Genomic DNA, 14,045 nt, shown 5'->3' on the forward strand with positions numbered 1-14,045 from the left:
ACCGAATTCGAAAGAAAGGAGGCGTCAGTGATCCTCTTGCGAAAGGTCGACAGATCCGCCGCCGCCTCCGTGATCACCTGAGCGGATCCCGTGCGTTGCCGCCGATGCGCCATGACTGATCGTCTGCGCCCGCTTCATCCGCCGCACCCATGCGGGCGCACTGTCGGAAGCTCTCGAGGAATCGCCTTCCCCCTTACCGGCATCGCTGGCCGCTCCACCAAGACCAGCTGCGACCGAGCGCAAGGGACTTGCAGCACCGGACGCGCTCGCCTCGGAGCCGGACTGACTCCCCGCCCGAAACACGCTCATGGTTCCACTTGCAATCGCGCTTCCACCACGTGCGGCACCTGCAATTGCGCCGCCGGCGAGACCGGCAGCGCCGGCCGCAACGCCAGCGCCAGCCGCAACGACACCACCGGCGGCAAGTCCTGTCCCGACGGCGCTGCCTGCGCCGAGCTGCGGACCCCCGGAGACGATGCCGTTGGCAATGCCGGGTCCGAAAATGCCGAGGCCCAACAAGGCGAGAGCGCCGAGCACCAGCGCCGTTGCGTTCTCGATAGTCGGCTGGTTGCCGCCGAAGCCTGCCGTGAACTGCGAGAACAAGGTCGATCCAATGCCGACGATGACGGCGAGGACCAAAACCTTGACGCCGGAGGAGATGACGTTGCCCAGCACCCGTTCGGCCGCAAAGGCGGTCTTGCCGAACAGACCGAAGGGGATCAGGACGAAACCTGCAAGCGTCGTCAGCTTGAACTCGATCAGCGTGACGAAGAGCTGGATGGCGAGAATAAAGAAGGCGAGCAGCACCACGATCCAGGCGAACAGCAGGACCGCGATCTGGACGAAATTTTCGAAGAAGCTGACATACCCCATCAGGCCCGAGATGGAGTCCAGGATCGGACGGCCGGCATCGAGCCCCACTTGCGCGATCCGACCTGGCCGCAAGAAATCTGCCGATGACAGGCTCGTGCCCGAGGCTTTGAGGCCAAGACCTGCAAAGCTCTCGAAGACGATGCGGGCAAGGCTGTTCCAGTTGCCGATCAGGTAGGCAAAGACACCGACAAACAAGGTTTTCTTGACCAGCCGGGCAAGAATCTCCTCATCACTTCCGAGGGACCAGAACAGGCCCGCAAGCGTGAGGTCGATTGCAGCTAACGTCGTGGCGAGATATCCGACTTCGTCCCCGACCAGGCCAAATCCGGAATCGATGTAGCGGGTGAAGGTTTCCAGAAACTGGTCGATGACGGAGGTGCCACCCATTGCTCACTCGCTTTGGCTTGGAATGGAGGGTGAGAGCGACGGCAGGCGGCTTTCGTCCTTACGCGGCCGCGGAGAGGAAAATGGCGCCGTACCCGCATTGCTATCCCAACCGTTTACCGATCCGGTTTTCCCCAAGAACTGCCTGCGCCGTTCCGCCCAGATCCTCTCGCATTCGAGCAGAGCCTCTCTCTGCTCGGAGGTGACGGTGCGGCATTGGTCGAGCTTTGCCGCCGCCGGATCGGGCTTCGCCGCGAGCGAGGCGGAAGGTTGAGTCGCGCCGTCGTCGCCGCGCAGGCGAATGGCGCAGGCGGCGACGACCAGGACTGTGAGGCTAACGGCCACCGCCATCGGCAGCCGTTCAAATCTGTTCTTCATCATCAGTGGAACATCTGCACTGTTGTGGGTTGATAGCCCTGACCTTGGGTCAGAAACCGACGCAGCTGCTCCCTGCCCTGATCCTGAGCGACGGCCCGCTGCGCGGATTCGAGCGATTGCGCACGCCCTTGCGCGGCAACGGTGGCCGTGAGGTCCGCAAGCTGCTGAGCTTGTAGTGCAAGGAGCTGGTTGCCGGCCTGACTTGCCTGCAGAGCACCTGACGCGCCCTGGCTCGCCGAGACCAGGGCCGACATCTGGGTGCGGTTGGTATCGAGATTGCCGACGACGGTTGCCTGCACCCGCATGGCGTCCTGCAGGCCGGCAACCGCATTCTGCCAGCGTGTCTGGGCGTTAGCGACGAGCAGCCCATTGGACATACTCGCCGATGCCGGCGCATAAGTTGTCGAGAACGCGTGATCGATCTGCTGGACATCGTAGGCAATGCGCTGCGCTTGGCTGAGCAGCTGCTGCGTGCGCTGAATCGATTGCTCGAGCTGCTGCAAGGACGAGTACGGCAGGCTCGCCAGGTTCTTCGCCTGATTGATCAACATCTGCGCTTCGTTCTGCAGCGAGGTGATCTGGTTGTTGATCTGCTGCAGCTCGCGCGCGGCCGTCAGCACATTCTGCACGTAGTTGTTGGGATCGAACACGATCCACTGTGCCTTCCCTTCCCGGGCCATTTGCGCCACGGCAATGGCGATGACACTCGCTACGAGCAGCGGACGGAGACGTTTCATGACAAGCCTCCTTCCCTCGCAAGCTGCGGAATGAGATTGCAGGCCCAGCCGAGGTCGCGCGCCTTGAGCCAGCCGGCGACGAAATCGTCTCGTCCGTGCTCCTCAAGAACCCTCTCGATGAGAGTCTGGTCGGCCTTGGAAGACGCGGCCGCAAAAGCCAGCGCGATCTCACCAAGGCCGAGCTCGAACAGCCGGTTGCCCCGGCGCGACTGGCAGTAGTAGTCGCGCTTTGGTGTCGCGCGGGCGAGGATCTCGATCTGCCGGTCATTCAGTCCAAAGCGCCGGTAGATGCCTAAGATCTGCGGCTCGATGGCGCGGTCATTGGGAAGAAGGATCCGGGTCGGACAGCTCTCGATGATGGCGGACGCAATTGAGGAACCGTCGATATCGGCCAGCGACTGGGTCGCAAACACGACGGAGGCGTTCTTCTTGCGCAGCGTCTTCAGCCATTCGCGGAGCTTGCCGGCAAAATCGGCATCGTCCAGCGCAAGCCACCCCTCATCGATGATGAGCAGGGTCGGACGGCCGTCAAGCCGATCCTCAATCCGGTGGAACAAATAGGAAAGAACCGCCGGCGCGACACCGGTCCCGATCAACCCGTCGGTCTCAAACACCTGGACGGAGCCTTCTCCCAGCCGCTCACCTTCCGCATCCAGCAGCCGCTCAAACGGACCGCCGAGGCAATAGGGTTGCAGCGCCCGCTTCAAGGCATTGGATTGCAGAAGAACGGACAAGCCCGTCAGCGTCCGCTCCCCATCTGGCGCCGAGGCGAGCGAGGTCAAGGCCGACCAGACATGATCCTTGGTCTCGGGAGTGACCTCGATGCGCTCGCGCGCAAGAATCGAAGCAATCCAATCGGCTGCCCAACCGCGCTCCACGACATCATCGATGCGCGCAAGCGGCTGGAGCGCCACGAATTCCGCCGAGTCTCCACCAACGGCGCCGCCGAGATCATGCCAGTCGCCACCCATGGCGATCGCCGCCGCACGGATCGACCCACCGAAATCGAAGGCAAAGATCTGAGCGATCGGATATCGCCGGAACTGCAGCGCCATCAACGCGAGCAGCACCGATTTCCCGGCGCCGGTCGGCCCAACGATCAGAGTGTGTCCGACATCGCCGACATGCAGCGAGAACCGGAAAGGGGTCGATCCTTCCGTCTTGCCGAAGAACAGCGGAGGCGCCTTGAAGTGGTGATCCCTCGCCTCTCCCGCCCAGACCGCGGAGAGCGGGATCATGTGGGCGAGGTTCAACGTCGAGACCGGAGGCTGGCGAACATTGGCGTAGGTTTGTCCCGGCAGGCTGCCGAGCCAGGCTTCGACGGCATTCACCGTCTCGGCCATGCAGGTGAAGTCCCGGCCCTGGATTACCTTTTCGACGAGGCGGAGCTTTTCGTCGGCCGCGTGCGGATCCCTGTCCCAGACCGTGACGGTTGCCGTCACAAAGGCTTCACCGATCTGATCCGAGCCGAGCTCCTGGAGCGCGTGATCTGCATCCATCGCCTTGTTGTGGGCGTCGGTATCCAGAAGCGTGGACGCCTCGTTGGTCATCACCTCCTTCAGGATCGCGGCAATCGACTTGCGCTTGGCAAACCATTGCCGCCTGATCCTGATCAGGAGCTTTAGAGCATCCGTCTTGTCGAGCATGATCGCGCGGGTCGACCAGCGGTACGGGAATGCGAGGCGGTTGAGATCATCGAGGATCCCGGGCGTCGTCGCGCTCGGAAACCCCACAACCGTCAGGACACGCACATGCGCGTCACCCAGCATCGGCTCAAGCCCGCCTGTCAGCGGCTGATCGGCAAGCAGCGCATCGAGATACATCGGGATTTCCGGCACCCGAACACGATGCCGCTTGGTCGACACCGTCGAGTGCAGGTAGGTGAGCGTTGCCTCGTCATCGAGCCAGCCGCATTCCGGCATAAAGCCCTCAACGAGCTGGAGCACGCGGTTGCTCCGGTCGAGGAAGCCACTCAGCACCTCGCGCGCATCCGCTCCCGCGCGGCGATGGCTGCCCTCGTACAGGAGACGCTCGGCCACAGCTGCACTTTCTACCGGCGGCAGGTAGAGGAAGGTCAGGTAGTAGCTCGATTCATAATGGCTGCCAGCCTCCTCGAATTGCGCTTTTCGCTCGGCATCCACCAAGGCGGAGGCGACATCCGGGAACGTGTCGGGCGGATAGCGCCCTGCCGAATGCCGTTGCGCCTCGACGAAAACCGCCCACCCCGATCCGAGACGCCGGAGCGCGTTGTTCAGCCGGCTTGCGATCGCAACAAGCTCAGCCGGCACGGAACTGTCGAGGTCCGGTCCCCTGAATCGCGCCGTCCGCTGAAACGAGCCATCCTTGTTCAATACAATTCCCTCGTCGACGAGCGCGGCCCAGGGCAGGAAGTCGGCAAGGCGCGTATTCGAACGGCGGTATTCGGCAAGATTCATCATGGGACTATTCTCAAGCGCTGAGGTGACCGGGAACGCGAACGTGCCGGCGTACGACTTCGACGAATTCCGGATCGCGTTTTGCGGCCCAGACCGCGGCCATGTGGCCGATGAACGCCAGCAGAAGGCCGGCCAGCCACAAGCGCAGACCGAGGCCGAGTGCTGCGGCCAATGTACCGTTGAGAATGGCAACCGATCGCGGTGCCCCGCCCATCAGGATCGGCTCGGTCAGCGCACGGTGGACAGGGGCGACAAAGCCCGAGACTGGCTCATCCATCAGATCATGACCCCGCCGCCGAACGAGAAGAACGACAGGAAGAAGCTCGAGGCGGCAAATGCGATTGACAGACCAAACACGATCTGGATCAGCCGCCGGAAGCCCCCCGACGTGTCGCCGAATGCGAGCGAGAGACCGGTCACGATGATGATGATGACCGCGATGATCTTGGCCACGGGTCCTTCAACCGATTGCAGGATCTGGTTGAGGGGCTGCTCCCAGGGCATGTTCGAGCCGGCCGCCCAGACCAGGCTACTCGCCAGGTACAGACACGCGAATGCTGCAACTGACGTGAAACCTCGCCCGAGAGATGATCGTAGGTTCATGACTGATCTCCAATTTTCGAAAGGCTGTAGTCGCCTGATGACCCAAGCCCGGTGACAGAAGCGAGTTCGCTCAAACGCCGTTCGGCACCACGGCCAGAGAGCACGGCGATGACGTTGATGGTCTCGGCGATCAGCGCGCGCGGAACCGTGACAACGGCCTCCTGGATGAGTTGCTCGAGCCGGCGGAGCGCGCCAAGCGCGGTGCCAGCGTGGATCGTGCCGACACCGCCGGGATGTCCCGTCCCCCAGGCTTTGAGCAGGTCGAGCGCCTCGGCCCCACGTACCTCGCCAATCGGGATACGATCAGGGCGCAGGCGAAGCGACGAGCGCACAAGATCAGACAGCGAGACCACGCCGTCCTTGGTGCGCAATGCCACGAGGTTCGGCGCCGTGCACTGAAGCTCCCGCGTATCTTCGATGAGAACGATGCGATCCGAACCTTTGGCCACTTCCGCTAGAAGGGCGTTCGTCAGCGTCGTCTTGCCCGTCGATGTGCCGCCGGCGACCAGGATGTTCTTTCGCGCGGCAACCGCATCACGAAGCGCGTTCGCCTGCTCCAAGTTCAGGATGCCGGCAGCGACATAGTCGTCCAGGCCGAAGACAGCGACCGCGGGTTTGCGGATCGCGAAAGCCGGCGCGGCGACGACCGGCGGTAACAAACCTTCGAAACGTTCTCCCGTTTCCGGCAGCTCAGCCGAGATTCGGGGCGAGCCGGCGTGAACCTCCGCGCCCACATAGTGGGCGACCAGCCGGACAATTCGCTCGCCGTCGGCAGCGGACAGACTCTCGCCGGTATCGGTAAGGCCGCCCGACAACCGGTCGATCCACAGCCGGCCATCCGGGTTCAGCATCACCTCAACGATCGACGGATCTTCCAGAAAGCCCGCGATTGCCGAGCCCAGCGCTGTGCGGAGCATGCGCGCTCCGCGCAACTCGGCTTCCGAATGAAAAGAATGGATCGCCACGACTGCCCCCCAGTTGAGTGAGGCAGCTAGCGTCTAGCTACCTCACATGAGGACAACTAGAAAAAGCAGAACCTGCGCGACAGCAACAATGGGACTATGTCAATCGTAGTCTGGCGTAGAAGAAGAAAGATTCGGGACGATCGCTTTTGACACGCCGAAAATCATGAGCCGCGACATCAGCCCGGCCACATGCTGACTTCACCAATCCGCATGATTGTCCGCCTCCAGGATGGCGAGTTCGGCTGGTGCAATAACGACCTCAACCGAGTTCCAGCCTCCCGCCGGTTGACGAGTGACCGAAGCGCCAGCCTTCCGTTCCCGGCGCTCGAGCCACGGGATGGCGAACCAGACGAGCGCTGCCAGCTGCAGCAAAACGTTCACACCGAAGGCGGTCTGATAGGCGGTTAAAGGATAATGCGCCGCCTCTAGAGGCCATTGCTCCAAAATCAGTCCCGTCCCGTACTGCACGACGAAAGCCCAGCCAAACTGCAGGACATTCAGACCACCATTGGCGCGCGCAACCAGCTCGGCCGGGAAATAATCCGCTATGATGGCGTAGGTCAGCGCAGTGGCTGATCCGGCCACCGACACAACGCACCACGGCAGGAGTGATGGCCAGGGCGGATGCAGGATCAGCACAACCTCCGCCACAATCAACATCGCCGCGACCAAACCAAACAGAGCCTCGGTCTTCTTAGCCCGGCGGCGCACCGAGTTGGCAAGGACGCCCAAGACCAGAGCGCCGAGACTCAGAGCGACCGCCATGACGAACAGTTCGTTGACGAGTCTCGTTCGATCCAGCCGCTCCACATCCGAAAGCCAGGGCGCCGCCCATAAGGATTGCAGTGCCCAAGCGGACCCCACGCAGGTCGCCGATAAGGGCGCCATTCTCCAGAACCGAACATCAGAATAAACTGTTTTCAGAGTGGCGGGCGTCCTCTTGCTATCCTGTGGCCCAGTGGTTCGTTCGGGAACCACGAGATAGACCAAAATGGCCGCAAGCGCGCTTGCGGCGCCCAGCACGCCGAATAGGCCTCGCCATCCGATCCAGTCCAGCAGCACCTCGGCAGGAGCCGTTGCGGTCACGGCCCCCAATGAGCCCAGCATGATCATATAGCCATTGATGAGCGCCATTCGTTCTCTTGGAAACCAGAGGACGATGATTTTCAGCCCGGACATCAGGGCTGCTGCGCTCCCAAGTCCGACTATCGCGCGAGCAACAAGAAGGGAAAGGAATCCCGTCGATAGTCCAAAGAGCGCGGCACCCGCTGCAGCAACAGCCAAGAGCACGCTCTGGACCCGGCGCGGCCCGAAGCGATCAAGTAACATGCCGATCGGAATCTGGGCCGCCATAACGACCAGAAAATAGATTGACGTGAGCAGCCCGACATCGGCAGCGCCAAGCCCGAGATCAGAGGCGAGGCGCCCAGCAATGAGCGTATTGATGGTCCGGAACAGGTACGAAAGGTAGTACCCGGCCGCGAAGGGAAGAAACACGCACGCGATGAGCCGCCACAAGGGACAAGGCTCAACGCGTTTTGCGGGCGATGTTTGCGCCTTCATTTGCTTCGGCGCGCTTCTGTCCGCCCGCTCGGTCCCCTCAACAAAAGGAGTTCGGCAGGTTTCGAAAGTTCGGATTGCTGCCGCCCTCCTCGGCGGCAGCGCTCGGCTCGGAGTTTCCGTCCGCCGCGGCTGCGGACAGACCTGCCTTTCTCGGCTGTTCTTCTGCCGCGCGTTGTGGCGCGCCAGCGTGAGCTTCACTGGCAGGTCGACTGCGCCTGCCCAGCCGATCGATCGTCTCCTGGATCAATGGCTGACCGAGCCGTACCCGCCGTTCGACCTGCTCCGCCAACACCTCGAAACGCTGCTGCCCGAGCAGGCACGCCTCTCGCTGGCCGGATGGCAGCATGGGCGGCGTCACGGTGAGGTGATAGCGCGCGTGCAGGGCTACGGTCTCGGCGATGATCGCGTTCTCGCGCTCGAGCCTGGCCATCTGGCCACTGAGCCGGTCCAGAGCCTCATGAACGAGCCCATCGATGGGCGGTGCAGGACTCAGGAATCGTTCAAGCGCCGTCTCGACGACCATGCTCTTGCCGAGTCCCGGGCGTTCGGTCGCAACTTCAAGCCGCTGAAACATGCTCTCGGAGAGCTGAACGGTGACCTTCTTGGTTCGCCCTCCTTCGTTCGAGCTCGGCTGCGCATCGCTGTCGGCTTGATTCACAATCGAGCTGGGCTGGCCTCGAAGCTCTTCATCGACTTGCACTGCTCGTTCACTCCCAATTTGCGGCCGCGACCTGCCCGCGCACCGCGGCACGCGCGGCGTCGATTTCGGAATCGAAACGGCTGTATCGCCCCCAGCGATGATGGACTTGACACAAGGGCCAATCCGAACGTCACTTCAACCGGATCGATATCTGCGTCGTAGTCTGGCGTAGCCAAAGAAAGACAAGGCGGTCTCAAGAAGAGCTGGATTTGTAAGCCTGTGTCATTTCGCGGGCAGCCAATGGCCTGTTGCAGCGGGCCCGGGCGCCTTGAGTGACGCGCCGGTCCCTTGCGCGTGATTCGTGGCGTGCTGCCGACCTGCTGGTCGGCCTATCTGACCCAGCGCTCTATTGCCAAAAGCTACCGGCGCGCATTTGGAGCGCGCGTACTGATTACTCGGGCTTCTCAGAGGCATGCATGTCGATGCTCACCTCTTTCAGGACGGTGGATCCGCTTGCAAGCCGCCGTCCGAGCGCCTCAACAAACCGATCGTAACGTTCCGCGCCCTTGGCGCGCGCGGCGGGACTCGAATGTTCGGGGAGCGCCGGCGTTGAGGTCAGCCAGAAACGGATGAAGAGCGCGATGGTCTCAAGCGTGATGCCATCATTGCGCTCGAGACGCTCAAGCAGGCGCGCGATCCGGTCCAGACGCTTGGCGATCGCCGCCTCGCGCCGATCGGAATCATCAGGGGAAAGGAAGGAGCCGATCGCGGCCTCGGCGACCAGGGACTTGGGCTGACCCCGGCCTTGTGCGAAGGCCTCGAGCGTTTTGAAGGTTTCCGAATCGAGATAGATACTGAGCTGGATCTTTTTCACGCTGCCCCGCTCACGGATCCATCCCATCGTCCTGGTCGAGGCTGACGGTCCGCGCAACGCCCTGCATCGAGCGGCTCAGAGCTTGTGCCTGGACGGCATCGGCATCACCCTCATCGAGGTCGGTGTCGAACTCGTGTTCGCCGAGCGGCGCCTTGACCTCGATCTCCTCATGTTCCGGCAATTCCGGCTCGCGACGCAAACCACCGTTCGCCCCATCACTCCCGCGCTTGCGTCTGGCCAGTAGCTCGACTGATGGCGGAATTGGGGCGCCGACCGACCAGTCATCTGCTCCCGCGGACAAGGTACGCGGCTCCAAGCGGGCTGGCTTCAGCACACGTCGCTGGAACTGCGGATCCTCATAGTAGCGGGCTTTGGAGGCGCGCACCGGGTGGACTCCGGAAATCATCACGATTGCCTCTTTAGGCGAGAGTTGCATGACCTCGCCTGGCGTCAGCAGCGGCCGCGAGGTCTCCTGACGGCTCACCATGAGGTGTCCAAGCCAGGGGCTCAATCGGTGTCCAGCATAGTTCTTCATGGCGCGCAACTCGGTCGCAGTTCCGAGTGCGTCGGATACGCGCTTGGCAGTACGCTCATCATTGGTCGAGAAGGCGATCCGGACGTGGCAATTGTCGAGGATGGCATGGTTCGGCCCATAGGCGCGTTCGAGCTGATTGAGGCTCTGGGTGATCAGAAAGCTGCGGATGCCGTAGCCTGCCATGAAGGCGAGCTGACTCTCGAAAAAGTCGAGCCGGCCGAGCGCTGCAAACTCATCGAGCATCAGAAGGAGTTTTTGCCGGCGCCGGTCTGGATCCAGGCTTTCGGTCAACCGCCGCCCAATCTGGTTGAGGATGAGTCGCATCAAGGGTTTGGTGCGGACGATGTCGGATGGAGGCACCACGAGATAGAGTGAGACGGGCTCCGCGCCGTCCACGAGATCGCGGATGCGCCAATCGCTTCGTGCGGTGATCTTGGCAACCACCGGATCGCGATAGAGCCCCAGGAAGCTCATCGCGGTTGAGAGCACGCCGGAGCGCTCGTTCTCGCTCTTGTTGAGAAGCTCGCGCGCGGCCGAAGCGACAACGGGGTGAACGCTACCTCCAAGATGCGGGGTTGCGAGCATTGCGGTGAGCGTAGCGCCGATCGGGCGGGAGGGATCGGACAGGAAATTGGCGACGCCTGCGAGCGTCTTGTCGGCTTCGGCATAGAGGACATGCAGGATTGCACCGACAAGGAGAGAGTGGCTGGTCTTTTCCCAGTGGTTGCGGCGTTCGAGTGCCCCTTCCGGGTCGACAAGGATATCGGCGATGTTTTGGGCATCTCGCACCTCGCAATCACCACGACGGATCTCGAGAAGCGGGTTGTAGGCGGCGCTGGCCGGATTGGTCGGGTCAAACAAGAGCACTGGCCCAAATCGCGCGCGCCAGCCGGAAGTCAACTGGAAGTTCTCGCCCTTGATGTCATGAACAATCGTGGAAGCCGGCCAGGTCAAAAGAGTCGGTATGACGAGGCCCACGCCCTTGCCAGAGCGCGTGGGAGCAAAGCAGAGCACGTGCTCAGGCCCGTCATGCCGCAGATAATGGCCCTCAAGCCGGCCGAGCACGACGCCGTCAGATCCCAAGAGACCCGCCCGCCTGACCTCGCGCGCATCCGCCCAGCGTGCCGAGCCATAGGTGGTGACGTCCCTCGCCTCTTGCGCCCGCAAGACGGAGAGCATCATCGCTAGCGCAATTGCTGCGATGCCACCGCCCGCGGCAATGGCGCCGCCCTCCAGAAAGATCAACGGTGCGTAAGCGTCGAATTTGAACCACCAAGCGAAGAAGGCTGCCGGCTGGTAAATCGGCCAATGCCCAATCCTGAACCAGGCCGGTCCAAGCTGCGGTTGGAAGGCAAGCCGCCATGCCGTCCATTCGGTAGCCGCCCAAAGGAAGGCGAGTACGACGAGACAAACCAGGATGACCTGATGCCATATGATCTTTGTTGCGGACATGGATTGGAGATGTGGAGGCATTCATGAGGTGCGCACAAGCGGTGCCGCCCGTGCATCGTACCCGCGCGCGTCAAGGCGCAGCAATCGGCGGGTCTGGCGAACGGTCGCATTCGTGAATGAAGATCCCTAACGGCCCTGTACGTACCGGTGATGCTAGCCACAACGACTGGGAAGATCCGGCGATTATCCTGTCGTTGCGTGACCGTCGCGGCTACGGCGGCAGACGTTTGCTCGATATGGCGGATTCGCCCTTGATCTGATCAACCGGCGTTGGTGGCGTTCTCATTCGCAAGTTGTTGTGCTTGACACGAGCGACTTGGCGACCTGCCGACTATGCTCAAGGTCGGGCCAGGATGCTTCCCAGAGAGGGCACAGAAATAAGCTCAATCATTAAGAACGCCGCGTTCATCGCATCAGCCCGGGCCTAACGACGCTTTTTGGCCCGATATGCCATTGATGCGCAGAAATCCCTCTAGTGACATCGAATATCGTATGGCGCGCACGGGTTTGCGCAGCAAGCAAGGTCGCGCCGGGGGCGATGGCAAACAGGCGTTTGAACAGATTGGCATCATGGCTTGCCGGCGCTGCGGCCTTGGTGCTTGCCTGCAATGGCATCGCTAGCGCGACCGACTGCCCGCGGCAGGACGCATTGGGAACGTCGCGCGTACTCGCTGTCGATCCGAAGGCCTATCCGCGCGTCGGATCGAATGAGTTTCCGAAGACCCTTCCTCTGGCAGATCACGAGGTCGTCCTCACCTTCGATGACGGTCCGAGGCCGCCAAACACACAAAAAGTGCTGGAAGCGCTCGCGCAGGAATGCGTGCGGGCCACCTTCTTCCTTGTCGGCAGATCCTCGGCAGAATTTTCCGAGCTCGTCCGCCGCATCGCGTCACAGGGCCACAGCATTGCGCACCATAGCTGGTCGCACCAGATGATGTCCAAGATGCCGTTCGAGCAGGCAATGGACGACATCGATCGCGGCATTGCAGCTGATGAACTGGCGCTCAAGGGCGTCTCGACCAATGTCCCTTCGACGCCATTCTTCCGCTTTCCCCATTTCGACTCGTCGCCTGCAATGCTGGACGCGTTGCAGTCGCGCGGGATCGTCGTGTTCGGAACCGACCTTTGGGCGAGCGATTGGGAAGACATTAGCCCGGACCAAGAGCTCATGAATGTCATCGTGCAGCTAGAGAGCGCGAGAAAGGGCATCATCCTCCTGCACGATGCCCAGGCCCGCACTGCTGTAATGATGCCTGCGTTGCTGCGATATCTGCACAAGAACGGCTATCGAGTCGTGCATTTGGTACCGGCTGCCCAGGCCGAGAGGGAGGCTGAGACGCGCCACTAGCATGCGCCTTTTCGACATCACGTATGGCAGCTTCCTGATGATGTCCCTTTTGGGTTTGCTGCAGGCTGGTGATGACCGAGAGTGGCAGCTGCTCGATTTCCTATCCTAAGGAGAATTCAACTCAATTGGTGCGATCAACGGTGAGTTGACGGCTAAATCCTGCGCCATGCAATTATGTCTGGGTCCGCCAGGGGCCGGGCGCTGCCAATGCCGTACTCCATCGGCTAACACTTCCTGAACCTCCTCCGAATGAGTGGACACCTGTAGTAGGCTCATCGAGCCCGGAGGTGTCGAATGGAACGTCAACGTCGGTCATTTACCGAAGAGTACAAGCGCGAGGCGGTCGAACCGCCGCTCGATCGGGTCGGTGGCCGAGGAACTCGGTGTGCGTGACTGGGTGCTACGGCGCTGGGTCGATAAGCTCCGACGCGAGCCGGCATCGGCGGCGTGGCGCCCCACCACGCAAGCGACGCCGATGTCGGCGGACCAGGCCTCGGAGATTGCTCGGCTGCGCCAGGAGAACGAACGGCTGCGTATGGAACGCGACATTTTAAAAAGTCGATCGCGATCTTTGCCGGAACACGGACATGAGCTTCCGCTTCATCGAGGACCATCGCGAGACTTAACCGGTACGGCTGATGTGCGCCGTGCTCGAGGTTTCGCCGGCCGGTTATTACGCATGGCGCGAGCGCCCGGTGAGCGCACGTGCGGGATCCAATTCCACGCTCCTGGCCGAGATCCGTCGGGTCCATCACAACAGCGGTCAGCGCTATGGCAGCCCGCGGGTCGATGCCGCTCTGCGGACGCAGGGCCGTGGCGCCAGTCGCGGCCGGATCGAACGGCTGATGCGTCGATATGGCATTCGAGCCATCATGGCGAGACCCCGTCGGGTTCGCACCACCGACAGTCGTCACGATCTGCCGATTGCGCCGAACCTGATCGCGCGTGACTTCACGGCTCCCGCCCCGAACCGGGTCTGGCTCGCCGATATCACCTACATCCCGACCGCGGAGGGCTGGTTGTACCTGGCGGCCGTCATGGACCTGTTCAGCCGAAAGATCGTCGGGTGGGCGATGCGGGATCATGTGCAGATCGAACTCGCATCCGCCGCGCTGACGATGGCCATCCAGCAGCAGTGGCCGCAGGCTGGATTGATCCATCATTCCGATCGCGGCGTGCAAGGCGGATTCAAACGATCGTCGCAACAGCGATCTTGTTCACTCATGATAGCCAATCGTCAAGCGCCTCCGCCGGCGTT

At 62.1% G+C, this 14,045-nt stretch carries 14 protein-coding genes; 3 read left to right on the plus strand and 11 right to left on the minus strand.

Translation table 11 applies throughout. The features are described from left to right. Nucleotides 1-24: 24 nt before the first annotated feature. From trbL to AC0L3K_RS36855, 11 genes are all read right to left on the minus strand, one after another. Nucleotides 25-1,260 carry a P-type conjugative transfer protein TrbL gene (gene trbL / locus AC0L3K_RS36805; protein WP_473367896.1) on the minus strand — a complete coding sequence of 412 codons (1,236 nt, stop codon included), beginning with the start codon at nucleotides 1,258-1,260 and terminating at the stop codon, nucleotides 25-27. 3 nt (nucleotides 1,261-1,263) lie between these two features. Further along, nucleotides 1,264-1,638, minus strand: coding sequence for a putative entry exclusion protein TrbK-alt (gene trbK-alt / locus AC0L3K_RS36810; RefSeq protein ID WP_473367897.1), 375 nt, complete (start codon nucleotides 1,636-1,638; stop codon nucleotides 1,264-1,266). Next, on the minus strand, nucleotides 1,638-2,372 hold the full coding sequence (gene trbJ / locus AC0L3K_RS36815; RefSeq protein ID WP_473367898.1) for a P-type conjugative transfer protein TrbJ: 735 nt from the start codon (nucleotides 2,370-2,372) through the stop codon (nucleotides 1,638-1,640). Before trbJ ends, trbK-alt begins: the two co-directional genes overlap by 1 nt. Then, nucleotides 2,369-4,810, minus strand: a complete 2,442-nt coding sequence (trbE, locus tag AC0L3K_RS36820) for a conjugal transfer protein TrbE (RefSeq protein WP_473367899.1) — start codon at nucleotides 4,808-4,810, stop codon at nucleotides 2,369-2,371. The genes trbJ and trbE overlap by 4 nt, the downstream gene beginning before the upstream one ends. Before the next feature lie 10 nt (nucleotides 4,811-4,820). After that, on the minus strand, nucleotides 4,821-5,084 hold the full coding sequence (locus AC0L3K_RS36825; RefSeq protein ID WP_219684525.1) for a VirB3 family type IV secretion system protein: 264 nt from the start codon (nucleotides 5,082-5,084) through the stop codon (nucleotides 4,821-4,823). Beyond that, complete coding sequence (locus AC0L3K_RS36830) at nucleotides 5,084-5,410, minus strand: TrbC/VirB2 family type IV secretion system protein (protein ID WP_473367900.1); 327 nt, start codon at nucleotides 5,408-5,410, stop codon at nucleotides 5,084-5,086. The genes AC0L3K_RS36825 and AC0L3K_RS36830 overlap by 1 nt, the downstream gene beginning before the upstream one ends. Continuing rightward, nucleotides 5,407-6,327, minus strand: a complete 921-nt coding sequence (trbB, locus tag AC0L3K_RS36835) for a P-type conjugative transfer ATPase TrbB (RefSeq protein WP_473367901.1) — start codon at nucleotides 6,325-6,327, stop codon at nucleotides 5,407-5,409. Before trbB ends, AC0L3K_RS36830 begins: the two co-directional genes overlap by 4 nt. A 246-nt stretch (nucleotides 6,328-6,573) precedes the next feature. Next, nucleotides 6,574-7,938 (minus strand): MFS transporter, encoded by a 1,365-nt coding sequence (locus AC0L3K_RS36840; RefSeq protein WP_473367902.1) that lies wholly within the window; start codon nucleotides 7,936-7,938, stop codon nucleotides 6,574-6,576. Nucleotides 7,939-7,975: 37 nt separating this feature from the next. After that, entirely contained in the window at nucleotides 7,976-8,638 is a 663-nt protein-coding gene (locus AC0L3K_RS36845) for a ribbon-helix-helix domain-containing protein (RefSeq protein WP_473367903.1), read from the minus strand. Between the two features lie 391 nt (nucleotides 8,639-9,029). Then, nucleotides 9,030-9,452, minus strand: coding sequence for a CopG family transcriptional regulator (locus AC0L3K_RS36850; RefSeq protein ID WP_473367904.1), 423 nt, complete (start codon nucleotides 9,450-9,452; stop codon nucleotides 9,030-9,032). A 10-nt stretch (nucleotides 9,453-9,462) separates the two neighbouring features. After that, the gene (locus AC0L3K_RS36855; RefSeq protein ID WP_473367905.1) at nucleotides 9,463-11,439 is read right to left on the minus strand and encodes a conjugal transfer protein TraG; all 1,977 of its coding nucleotides are present in this window, start codon (nucleotides 11,437-11,439) and stop codon (nucleotides 9,463-9,465) included. A 116-nt stretch (nucleotides 11,440-11,555) separates the two neighbouring features. Here AC0L3K_RS36855 and AC0L3K_RS36860 point away from each other — a divergent pair, with 116 nt between their 5' ends. From AC0L3K_RS36860 to AC0L3K_RS36870, 3 genes are all read left to right on the plus strand, one after another. Further along, nucleotides 11,556-11,699 carry a hypothetical protein gene (locus AC0L3K_RS36860; protein WP_473367906.1) on the plus strand — a complete coding sequence of 48 codons (144 nt, stop codon included), beginning with the start codon at nucleotides 11,556-11,558 and terminating at the stop codon, nucleotides 11,697-11,699. 278 nt (nucleotides 11,700-11,977) lie between these two features. Then, a complete protein-coding gene (locus AC0L3K_RS36865) occupies nucleotides 11,978-12,787 on the plus strand; it encodes a polysaccharide deacetylase family protein (protein WP_473367909.1) in 810 nt (269 codons plus the stop codon). A gap of 638 nt (nucleotides 12,788-13,425) precedes the next feature. Continuing rightward, a partial coding sequence (locus AC0L3K_RS36870) for an IS3 family transposase (protein WP_473367907.1) occupies nucleotides 13,426-14,045 on the plus strand: 620 nt, incomplete at its 3' end.

Source organism: Bradyrhizobium sp. MI1.10 (assembly GCF_055811035.1).

Excerpts from the sequence above, each read along its gene's own strand:
- trbL (WP_473367896.1), bottom strand. The coding sequence starts at position 1,260 with ATGGGTGGCACCTCCGTCATCGACCAGTTTCTGGAAACCTTCACCCGC.
- trbK-alt (WP_473367897.1), bottom strand. The coding sequence starts at position 1,638 with ATGATGAAGAACAGATTTGAACGGCTGCCGATGGCGGTGGCCGTTAGC.
- trbJ (WP_473367898.1), bottom strand. The coding sequence starts at position 2,372 with ATGAAACGTCTCCGTCCGCTGCTCGTAGCGAGTGTCATCGCCATTGCC.
- trbE (WP_473367899.1), bottom strand. The coding sequence starts at position 4,810 with ATGATGAATCTTGCCGAATACCGCCGTTCGAATACGCGCCTTGCCGAC.
- AC0L3K_RS36825 (WP_219684525.1), bottom strand. The coding sequence starts at position 5,084 with ATGGATGAGCCAGTCTCGGGCTTTGTCGCCCCTGTCCACCGTGCGCTG.
- AC0L3K_RS36830 (WP_473367900.1), bottom strand. The coding sequence starts at position 5,410 with ATGAACCTACGATCATCTCTCGGGCGAGGTTTCACGTCAGTTGCAGCA.
- trbB (WP_473367901.1), bottom strand. The coding sequence starts at position 6,327 with ATGCTCCGCACAGCGCTGGGCTCGGCAATCGCGGGCTTTCTGGAAGAT.
- AC0L3K_RS36840 (WP_473367902.1), bottom strand. The coding sequence starts at position 7,938 with ATGAAGGCGCAAACATCGCCCGCAAAACGCGTTGAGCCTTGTCCCTTG.
- AC0L3K_RS36855 (WP_473367905.1), bottom strand. The coding sequence starts at position 11,439 with ATGTCCGCAACAAAGATCATATGGCATCAGGTCATCCTGGTTTGTCTC.
- AC0L3K_RS36860 (WP_473367906.1), top strand. The coding sequence starts at position 11,556 with ATGAAGATCCCTAACGGCCCTGTACGTACCGGTGATGCTAGCCACAAC.
- AC0L3K_RS36865 (WP_473367909.1), top strand. The coding sequence starts at position 11,978 with ATGGCAAACAGGCGTTTGAACAGATTGGCATCATGGCTTGCCGGCGCT.